This is a genomic window from Burkholderia sp. Ac-20349 (genome assembly GCF_017104865.1).
Classification (GTDB): domain Bacteria; phylum Pseudomonadota; class Gammaproteobacteria; order Burkholderiales; family Burkholderiaceae; genus Burkholderia; species Burkholderia aenigmatica.
The window spans coordinates 1-9,678 of record NZ_JAAGPM010000211.1; the positions used below are offsets into that span (position 1 = coordinate 1).

Below are 9,678 nucleotides of genomic sequence, written 5' to 3' on the forward strand. Positions count from 1 at the left end.
GTACAACGGCGTGCGCGAACTGCCGCAGGACTTCTGGACCAAGCATGCGAAGGGCATGGAGAGCTGGCAGGACACGAAGACGGGCACCACGTACTACCGCGTGACGGGCCCGCTCGTCGCGTCGATGTCGTCCGGAAAGCGGCGCGCGGCGCCACGCTCGAGCGTCTGGCCCGCGAGCGTCCAGCCGATCGTGCCGTTGCGCAGCGCGGCGACCGGATTCGGCAGCCCCGCGTTGACGAGCGACTGCGTGCCGATGATGCTGCGCGTGCGGCCCGCGCAGTTGACGATCACCTGCGTCGCCGGGTTCGGCGCCAGCGCGCGCACGCGCAGCACGAGCTCCGCGCCCGGCACGCTCGTGGACGTCGGGATGTTCATCGTCTGGTATTCGTCGAAACGGCGCGCGTCGACGATCACGACGTCGGCCTTCGCATCGATCAGCGCCTGCACCTCCTGTGCAGACAGCGACGGCGTATGCCGCTCGGCCTCGACCCATTCGCCGAACGACTTGCTCGGCACGTTCACGTCGATGAACAGTTCGCCGCCCGCGGCGAGCCAGCCCGCGAGGCCGCCGTCGAGCAGCCGCACGTCGGTGTAGCCGAGTTGCGCGAGCGTCGCGGCCGCGCGCGGCGCGAGATCCTCGCCGTCCGCTTCGCCGAACACGACGATCGGCGTGTCGCGGCGCGGAATCCGCGTCCATGCGTCGAGTTCGAGTTTCGACAGCGGAAAGTTGGCGGCCCACAGCGGGTGGCCCTGCGCGTACGGATCTTCCTCGCGTACGTCGATCAGCGCGATCTCGTCGCGGGCCAGCAGGCGCGCACGCACGTCCTGGTACGACGCGACGGGAAAGCGGGAAGTGGAATCGGCGGATTGCGTCACGGTGTCTCTGTCTTGAATGCGTTGAAGTCGGTGAAGAAAGCGGAACGGATGAATCTTGGGCCCGATGGCGTGTGCGGGCAACCGGTCGCACACACGCGTTGCATCAGGCGTTCGAATAGCCCGATACGAACGGCTTCACGGTACCGTCGTCCAGGTACACCGCGCGTTCGACCTTGCCGATGTTCGCGCCGTACACGTGGATGCTGATCGAGACCTGGTCGTCGAACGCGTTGGTCACGCGATGGATGTCGCCGATGCGCGGCGACACGGCCTCGATTTCGCCCGGCTGCAGCCGCACGGCTTCACCGGACGGCACGGGCCTGCCTGCTGCGTCGAACCGGTACGGCTGCGAGATTTCGGCGCCGCGCAGCATCCCGATCAGCCCCCACACCGTGTGGTTGTGGATCGGCGTCGTCTGGCCAGGGCCCCACACGAAGCTGACGACCGAGAACCGCTCGTCCGGGTCGAGATGCAGCAGGTACTGCCGATAGCGCGCGGGGTCGGGCTGCGCGAATGCGTCGGGCAACCAGTCGTCGTGTTCGACGAGCGCGGCCAGCAACGCGCCGCCCTCGTCGAGGATGCGCGCCTCGTTCGCGCCGGACGCGAGCAGCGCGCCCAGACCGTCGACGAACGGCCGCAGCGGCGTCTGATGCAACGAAAGCGTACTCATCGGCTGGCTCCTCGAATATGATGCCGAATATGATGGATCGTCATGATGCACCCGAAAGACCATGCAGAACAAACATGAAAATTAGCGATATCGACGCTTTTGCAGCGGTCGTCCGCTGCCAGACCCTGAGCCAGGCCGCGGCCGAGCTCGGGATGACGCAGCCCGCGATCACGCGGCGCGTCCAGAATCTCGAGGAAGCACTCGGCGTGATCCTGCTCGATCGCAACACGAAGCCGCCGCGCCCGACCGACATCGGCCGGCGGGTCTTCGAGCAGTGTCGCGCAATCCTGCGCGAAGTCGACGTGCTGCGTGAGCTGACGGCCGGCGAGCAGCCGCCCGCCGGCGAATTCCGGGTCGGGCTCACGCAGGGCCTCGGCGAGCTGATGCTGCCCGCGCTGATCGCCGAACTCGCCGCGCAGTGGCCCGCACTCGCGACGCAGGTCACGACCGCGTGGGGCGGCATGCTGGTCGAACGCGTCGCCCGCCGCGAACTCGATGCGGCGCTCGTGTTCCTCGCGCGCGAGATGGTGCTGCCCGCGCAGGTCGAGGGCGAACGGTTGCTGGCCACGCGGCTCGTCGCGGTCGGCCGCAAGGGCGACTGGCCGCGCCGCAGTTACCGGCTCGCCGATTGCCACGCGCATGGCTGGGTGCTCAACCCCGACGGCTGCGGCTTTCGCGCGGGCTTGCGGCGCGCGCTCGACGCGCAGGGCCTGCCGATGCCGGTCACGCTCGACACCTACGGCCGCGACCTGCAACTGCAGAGCGTCGCGAACGGCTTCGGTATCGGGCTGATGCCGCTGCCGCTCGTCGAAGGCAGCCCGCTGCGCGATGCGCTCGACATCGTGCCGCTCACCGATTTCAAGCCGCAGATCGATCTGTGGTTGCTGCGCCGGCACGATGCGGCCCGCTTCGACGCACCGCTCGCAGCCGTTGCCGCGCATGCGCGCACGGCGTTTGCGTTGCCCGAGCAGGCGCACGGCAAGGCTGCGTGACCGTACCGGGCAGCGACGGCATCGCGCTGCCCGATCGACGCCCGCGCCAGCCCTGCTCCGCTCACGCATCGACGCGGCCGCGTTCGGTCTCGTTGACCGACGCCCCGCCTATCTTCGCTTCGTCCTTCGTTTCGCCCTTCGCTTCGTCCTTCGTTTCGCCCTTCGTTTCGTCCTTCGTTTCGCCCCGGCTCACCGCTTCCAGCACCGCACGCCCGGCCGCCACCGCGATCGCATCGTCCTGCGGCGTATGCACGCGGCTGCACAGCACGTCGCGATAGTGGCGTTCGAGTGGATTGGCGCGGCTCAGCCCGTGATTGCCCGACAGATTCAGCGCCTGCTCGACCACGCGGATCGCGTGCTCGGTCACGGTCCGCTTGACGAGGCCGCTCGTCGTGACTGGCGGCGCATTGCCCGCGTCGGTGCGCGCGATGTGCTCGTCGAGCAGCACGCGGTTCGCATGCAGCCAGCCCTCGATTTCGCCGACCGCCTCCTGTACGCGCGGCAACGTCGCGAGCGGCGCGCCCAGCCCGCTCGGCGCACGCGTCGTCGCGAACCCGACCAGCCAGTCGCGCGACGCACGCGCCACCGCGTCGTACAGGCTGCCGAGCAGCCCGACCATCCACGCCTGCTGGTCGGCCTGTGCGTCCGCATCCGCGTGGGTCGCGGCCGACACGGCCCATGCGTCCGGCGCGCGTACGTCGACCGCGTGATCCGCCGGCAGCCACACGTCATCGAACACGACCTCGTGGCTGCCCGACGCACGCAGGCCGAGGTGATTCCAGCTTTCGATCACGCGGATGCGGTCGCCATCCGCATCGCGGTCGCGCGGCACGAGAAACACGCCGACCCGCGGCGCCGGTTCATCGGTGCGCGCCCACACGGCCAGCCAGCGCAGCGCCGGGATCCCGGTGCTGTACAGCTTGTGGCCGGACAACCGCCAGCCGTCGCCGTCACGCCGAGCAATGGTTTCCGGCAGGCCGCCGCGCGACGGCGAGCCGAGCGCGGGCTCGACGCGCAGCGCGTTGATCAGCGCGCCCTGTGCGACCGCGCTGTCGAACACCGCCCGCCGTACCTGCGCCGGCCAGCGGTTGTCGGCGCGGCCGAGCGCGCGATGCTGCAGGTACGTCATCGTCAGCACCAACGCGGTCGCCGGATCGGCCCGCGCGACGGCGGCCACGATCCGGCTCGCCTGCGCGAGCGTCGCACCGGCGCCGCCATGCTCGCGCGGCACGACCTGCGCAATCAGCCCCGCGCGGTGCAGCCGAGCGAAGTTCTCGTGCGGAAAGCGGCCGTCGACGTCGTTGCGCGCCGCATCGGCAGCCAGTGCCGGCGCGAGGCGGTCGAGCAGCGCGGCGACGCGCGCATCGTCGGAACCGGCGTCGGAATCGGCGTCGGCATCACCGGTGGGCAGGAGGCGCAGCGAAGGCGGCTGCGAGGATGGCGAAGAAGCGGCAAGGCTGGCGGACATCGAAACGGATTCCCTGGGTAATACGGCAAGACGGCAGCTGCGGCAAACGCCGCAACAGCGGCCATCGATCGCCACGCGGCGCGGTTTCTCATGAAGTCGGCGAACCGGAACACGCAGCGCCGGATGCGCCGGCGCCCGCGCGCCCGATCGTTCGTGAGCCCACAGCGTAGGCGCAGCGCACCCCCGCCCAAACCATGCAAATCTGATATTCAAATCGGGATTGATTATTTCCATTCCGCATGATCCCGGCGTTAACCTGCGCTCCATTCCTGCCCGGCCGCGCGCCGGGACGTCCCTGCACCGGAGACCCAGATGAGCGTCGAATTCATCGGCATGATCCAGAGCCAGAAGCAGTCGGAAATCCACCCGCCGTCCGGCCCCGTCGTCGATCCCGACTACGTGCGCGACTTTGCGCGTGCCCACGAGACGGCCGGCTTCGACCGGATCCTCGTGCCGCATCACTCGACCGGCCCGTCTGCGACGCTGACGATCGCGTTCGCGGCGGCCGCGACCGAGCGAATCCACTTCATGCTCGCGCATCGCCCGGGCTTCACCGCGCCGACGCTCGCCGCGCGGCAGATCGCGACGCTCGACCAGTTCAGCCGCGGCCGGCTCGCCGTGCACTTCATCTCCGGCGGCTCGGACAGCGAACAGCAACGCGACGGCGATTTCCTCGACCACGACGCGCGCTATGCCCGCACCGACGAATACCTCGGCATCCTGCGGCGGATCTGGACCGAAGCGCAGCCGTTCGATCACGACGGCGCGCACTACCGGTTCAAGCAGGGCTTTTCGGATGTGAAGCCGTTCCAGCAGCCGCATGTGCCGATCTATTTCGGCGGCGCATCGGAAGCCGCGCTCGAAGTGGCCGGCAAGCACGCGGACGTCTACGCGCTGTGGGGCGAATCGCTCGACCAGGTGCGTGACCTGACGACGCGCGTGCGCACCGAAGCCGCGAAGCACGGCCGGCAGGTGCGCTTCTCCGTGTCGTTCCGGCCGATCCTCGCCGCGACCGAAGACGAAGCATGGGCGCGCGCGCATCGCATCCTCGACGAAACGCGCCGGCTGCGCGAAGTGGCCGGCCTCAGTGCCGGCGGCCCGCAGCAGAGCGAAGGCGCGCGTCGCCTGCTGGCCGCGGCCGATCGCGGCTCGCGCGTCGACAAGCGGCTGTGGACCGAGATCGCGAAGCTCACCGGCGCGCGCTCGAATTCGACGGCGCTCGTTGGCACACCCGAGCAGGTCGCCGATGCGCTGCTCGACTACTACGACCTCGGCGTCACGACCTTCCTGATTCGCGGCTTCGATCCGCTCGAAGACGCGATCGACTACGGCCGCGAACTGATTCCGCGCGTGCGCAGCGCCGTCGCCGCACGCGACGCGGCGCGCCGCGCAGCCTGACGCAACCCGGGAGACCCATCCGATGTCCGCCGTTCTGTCCACGCCCCAACGCACTGCGTCGGGCCTCACGCTCGCCGCGTCGCCGCGCCAGCATTTCTGGTTCGATTCGCCGGCACCGCGCATCGACGTCGCCGCCGAGCGCCGCCACCGTCAGGAACGGCTCGCGGCCGCGTTCCGCCTGTTTGCACGCTTCGGCTTCGCGCAGGGGCTCGCCGGCCACATCACCGCGCGCGACCCCGAACTGCCCGACCACTTCTGGGTGAATCCGCTCGGCGTGCATTTCTCGCAGATCAAGGTGTCCGACCTGCTGCTCGTCAACGCGCGCGGCGAAACCGCGATCGGCACGCGGCCGCTGAACAAGGCCGCGTTCGCGATCCATGCGGCGATCCACGACGCGCATCCGCACATCGTCGCCGCCGCGCATACGCATTCGACCTACGGCAAGGCGTGGTCGACGCTCGGCCGCCCGCTCGACCCGCTCACGCAGGACGCGTGCGTGTTCTACGAAGACCACGCGCTGTTCGACGACTTCACGGGGATGGTCGTCGACACCAGCGAAGGCGCACGAATCGCCGATGCGCTGGCGAAGCCGGACGGCACCACGCACAAGGGCGCGATCCTGAAGAACCACGGGATCCTGACCGCCGGCCCGACGGTCGAGGCCGCCGCGTGGTGGTACATCGCGCTCGACAACGCCGCGCACACGCAGTTGCTGGCCGAGGCGGCCGGCACGCCGCAGCCGATCGATCCCGCGATCGCGCGCCACACGCACGGCCAGATCGGCGGCCCCGAGGGCGCGCTGCATGCATTCGACAGCCTGTTCGCGCGCGTCGTCGCCGACGAACCCGACCTGCTCGACTGAGCGCCTTTCCGCATGACCGGAGACCCGACCCCATGACCCGAACCACCGCCCCCGCGCCCGCCGACACGCACGACGACAAACGCCGCAAGCTGCTGCGCGCCGCCGGCGCCGTCGCGCTCGCCACGCCCGCGATCACGCTGGGCCGCAAGGCCTGGTCCGCGCCGCCGCTGAAGAAGCTCACGTTCGCGTGGAACCAGAACGCGTTCTGCCTGACGCCGATCGTCGTCGCACAGGAGCGCGGCTTCTTCGAGAAGAACGGCCTGAAGGTCGAGCTGATCAACTACAGCGGCTCGACCGACCAGTTGCTCGAATCGATCGCGACCGGCAAGGCCGATGCGGCGGTCGGGATGATCCACCGCTGGCTGAAGCCGCTCGAAGCCGGCTTCGACGTGAAGATCATCGGCAGCTCGCATGGCGGCTGCGTGCGGCTGCTCGGCGCGAAGGCGGCCGGCGTGACGACGCTGCAGGCGCTGAAGGGCAAGACGGTCGGCGTCAGCGACCTGGCCGCGCCCGGCAAGCATTTCTTCTCGATCCTGCTCGCGAAGAACGGCATCGATCCCGAGCGCGACATCACGTGGCGGCAGTATCCGGCCGACCTGCTCGGCGTCGCGGTCGACAAGGGCGAGATCCACGCGATCGCCGACGGCGACCCGAACCTCTATCTGCTCGAAAAGCGCAGCAACGGCGCGTATGCGGAGCTCGCGACGAACCTGTCCGGCGAATACGCGCGCAAGGTGTGCTGCGTGATCGGCGCGCGCGGCGACCTCGTGCGCAACGACCGGCCGTCGGCCGCCGCGCTCGCGCGCTCGATCGTGCAGGCCACCGAATTCACGCACGACAACCCGAACGAAGCCGCGAAGGTGTTCGCGAAGTATTCGCCGAAGATCAGCCCCGAGGACCTGCGCAAGCTCTACGCGACGCTCACCTACAACCACCACCCGACCAACGTCGACCTGCAGCAGGAAATCGCGTTCTACGCGGACGACTTCCGCCGCATCAGCGTGCTGAAGAAGAGCACCGACCCGCAGCGCTTCGCGCAGCAGGTCTATGCGAACGTGCTGGGGTAACGCGATGTCGACGATCGAACACGCTTCATCCGCGCGCACCACGTCGGCCCCTGCCGGCGGCAGTGCCGCTGCATCCGCGACGCGCGGCGCCTGCACGGCGTGCGAAGCCACGCTCGCCGCCGAAGCCCGGCGCGCGCGCACCTGGCCGACCGGCATCGCCGCCGCGCTGGCGTGGGCGGCGCTCGGCGCATTCACGCAACTGTGGCCGAACCGCGTCGTCGGTTTCACCGACTGGGCGTACACGGACGAATTCGCCGCCGGTGCGTGGACGATCGCCGCGCTGCTGCTCGCCGCCGCGACGCTCGGCCATCTCGTCCCGGCGACGCGCACGCGGCTCGCGCGCGTGCGCCCGGCCGGCCCGTGGCTCGTCGCGCTGCCGCTCGTGCTCGCCGCGTGGGAAATCGTCACCGCGAAAACCGGCTGGCTGCCGACGCCGTTCTTCGCGCCGCCGCAAGCGCTGATCGAGGTCTACGTCGACGACTGGCCGCGCCTGCTCGGCAGCGCCGGCAACACGCTGAAGCTGCTCGCACTCGGCTTTGCGTACGGCGTCACGGTCGGTTTCGCAGTCGGCGTCTCGATCGGCTGGTCGCGCCGGATCGGCTACTGGGTGCATCCGGTGCTGCGCGTGCTCGGCCCCGTGCCGGCCACCGCCCTGCTGCCGCTCACGTTCTACTTCTTCCCGTCGAGCTATTCGGCCGCCGCGTTCCTGATCGCGCTCGCGACTGGCTTCCCGGTCGCGGTGCTCACGTGGTCCGGTGTCGCGAGCGTCAACAAGCAGTATTACGACGTCGCGCGCACGCTCGGTGCGAACGCGCGCTTCCTCGTGCTGCGCGTCGCGATTCCGGCCGCGCTGCCGCACGTGTTCGTCGGCATCTTCATGGGGCTGAGCGCGTCGTTCACGGTGCTGGTCGTCGCCGAGATGATGGGCGTCAAGTCGGGGCTCGGCTGGTACCTGAGCTGGGCGCAGGGCTGGGCATCGTACGTGAACATGTATGCGGCGCTGATCGTGATGGCGCTGCTGTTTTCCGGGCTGATCGCGCTGCTGTTCGCGGTGCGCGACCGCGTGCTCGCCTGGCAGAAAGGAACCGTCAAATGGTAAGCGCCGCCGGTCTCGACTCGTCCGTTGCCGCCGCGCCCGCCGCCACGACGCCGCGCGGTGCGCGCATCGACATCCGCCGCGTGAGCCATGCGTTCGACGGCCCCGGCGGTGCGCTGCCGGTGCTGGACGACGTCACGCTGTCGGTCGCGGCCGGCGAATTCGTCGCGCTGCTCGGCCCGAGCGGCTGCGGGAAATCGACGCTGCTGCGCCTTGTCGCGGGCCTCGACGCCGCGCGGCAAGGCACGATCGCGCAGGATGGCGTGCCGATCGAGCAACCCGATCCGTCGCGCATCGTCGTGTTCCAGGACCCGACGCTGTACCCGTGGCGGCGCGTGCGTGCGAACGTCGCGCTCGGCCTCGAGGCGCGCGGCGTGGCGCGTGCGTCGCAGCATCGCGTCGACGATGCGCTCGCGCGCGTCGGGCTGCAGGAATTCTCGAACGTGTTCCCGCACCAGTTGTCCGGCGGGATGGCGCAGCGGGTCGCGCTGGCCCGCGCGCTCGTCAACGATCCGCGCCTGCTGATTCTCGACGAGCCGCTCGGCAAGCTCGATTCGCTGACGCGGCTCACGATGCAGGCCGAGCTCACCGCGCTGTGGCAACGCGACGGTTTCTCCGCGCTGCTCGTCACGCACGATGTCGAGGAAGCGCTGTTCCTCGCGCAGCGCGTGATCGTGTTCGGGCCGCGTCCCGCGCGGATCGTCGCCGAGTTGCACGTCGACCTGCCCTACCCGCGCCATCGCGGCGACCCGCGCCTCGCGGAACTGCGTCACGACGCGCTGCGGCATCTCGGGCTCGATGCGAGCTGGTAGATGCGCAGTGCCGTTCGACGATGGGCCGCGGCGCGGCGGGAATGGTGCCGATGAACACGCCGACGTTTGCCGACTGGGCGCTCGTGTTCCTGCAAGGGCTGTACCGCGCGCAAATCGCGCTGGCGCGTGTGCTGCATGCGCTCGGGCTGACGGGCGACGCCGACGGTCAAGCCGCGTGGCCGTGGACACACCGCATCGCGCTCGAAACGCTGCGCATCGACGCGGGGCTCACGCGGCAATTCGCGTTCGCCGCCGCGGCGACGGCGCTGGCCGTCGTGCTCGCGGGCATCGCGCTCGCTTCGCGCAAATGGCGTGTCGCGTCGGCGCTCGCCGCGCTGGCCGCTGCGTGGTTCGCGCCGTGGCCGCCGACTTCGCTGTGGCTCTCGCCCGCCGTGCCGACGAGTTTCCAACGCGATCCCGCGCCGTTTTCGGTATCG

Annotated in this window: 8 protein-coding genes and 2 pseudogenes; 7 read left to right on the top strand and 3 right to left on the bottom strand. The window is 69.9% G+C overall.

Features of this window, described 5'->3' with window-relative positions:
- Window positions 1-120: 120 nt before the first annotated feature.
- Together G3N61_RS36195 and G3N61_RS36200 are read right to left on the bottom strand one after the other, a co-directional pair.
- Window positions 121-876: pseudogene (locus G3N61_RS36195) on the bottom strand (rhodanese-like domain-containing protein); the annotation flags it as partial.
- A gap of 103 nt (window positions 877-979) precedes the next feature.
- Window positions 980-1,546 (bottom strand): cysteine dioxygenase, encoded by a 567-nt coding sequence (locus tag G3N61_RS36200; protein WP_205824786.1) that lies wholly within the window; start codon window positions 1,544-1,546, stop codon window positions 980-982.
- 74 nt (window positions 1,547-1,620) lie between these two features.
- Here G3N61_RS36200 and G3N61_RS36205 point away from each other — a divergent pair, with 74 nt between their 5' ends.
- The gene (locus G3N61_RS36205; protein WP_205824788.1) at window positions 1,621-2,538 is read left to right on the top strand and encodes a LysR family transcriptional regulator; all 918 of its coding nucleotides are present in this window, start codon (window positions 1,621-1,623) and stop codon (window positions 2,536-2,538) included.
- A 61-nt stretch (window positions 2,539-2,599) separates the two neighbouring features.
- Here G3N61_RS36205 and G3N61_RS36210 read toward each other — a convergent pair whose 3' ends face one another.
- Window positions 2,600-4,006: an acyl-CoA dehydrogenase family protein gene (locus tag G3N61_RS36210; protein WP_205824789.1), complete on the bottom strand. Its 1,407-nt coding sequence runs from the start codon at window positions 4,004-4,006 to the stop codon at window positions 2,600-2,602.
- Between the two features lie 312 nt (window positions 4,007-4,318).
- Between G3N61_RS36210 and G3N61_RS36215 the strand changes: the two genes are divergently transcribed.
- From G3N61_RS36215 to G3N61_RS36240, 6 genes and pseudogenes are all read left to right on the top strand, one after another.
- Window positions 4,319-5,404 (top strand): LLM class flavin-dependent oxidoreductase, encoded by a 1,086-nt coding sequence (locus tag G3N61_RS36215; RefSeq protein ID WP_205824790.1) that lies wholly within the window; start codon window positions 4,319-4,321, stop codon window positions 5,402-5,404.
- Between the two features lie 22 nt (window positions 5,405-5,426).
- Window positions 5,427-6,266, top strand: coding sequence for a class II aldolase/adducin family protein (locus G3N61_RS36220; RefSeq protein ID WP_205824791.1), 840 nt, complete (start codon window positions 5,427-5,429; stop codon window positions 6,264-6,266).
- Window positions 6,267-6,298: 32 nt separating this feature from the next.
- Entirely contained in the window at window positions 6,299-7,333 is a 1,035-nt protein-coding gene (locus G3N61_RS36225; RefSeq protein ID WP_205824792.1) for an ABC transporter substrate-binding protein, read from the top strand.
- 4 nt (window positions 7,334-7,337) lie between these two features.
- Window positions 7,338-8,432 carry an ABC transporter permease subunit gene (locus G3N61_RS36230; protein ID WP_205824793.1) on the top strand — a complete coding sequence of 365 codons (1,095 nt, stop codon included), beginning with the start codon at window positions 7,338-7,340 and terminating at the stop codon, window positions 8,430-8,432.
- Window positions 8,426-9,241, top strand: a complete 816-nt coding sequence (locus G3N61_RS36235; protein ID WP_089453082.1) for an ABC transporter ATP-binding protein — start codon at window positions 8,426-8,428, stop codon at window positions 9,239-9,241. The genes G3N61_RS36230 and G3N61_RS36235 overlap by 7 nt, the downstream gene beginning before the upstream one ends.
- A 50-nt stretch (window positions 9,242-9,291) precedes the next feature.
- A pseudogene (locus G3N61_RS36240) lies at window positions 9,292-9,678 on the top strand (cytochrome c); the annotation flags it as partial.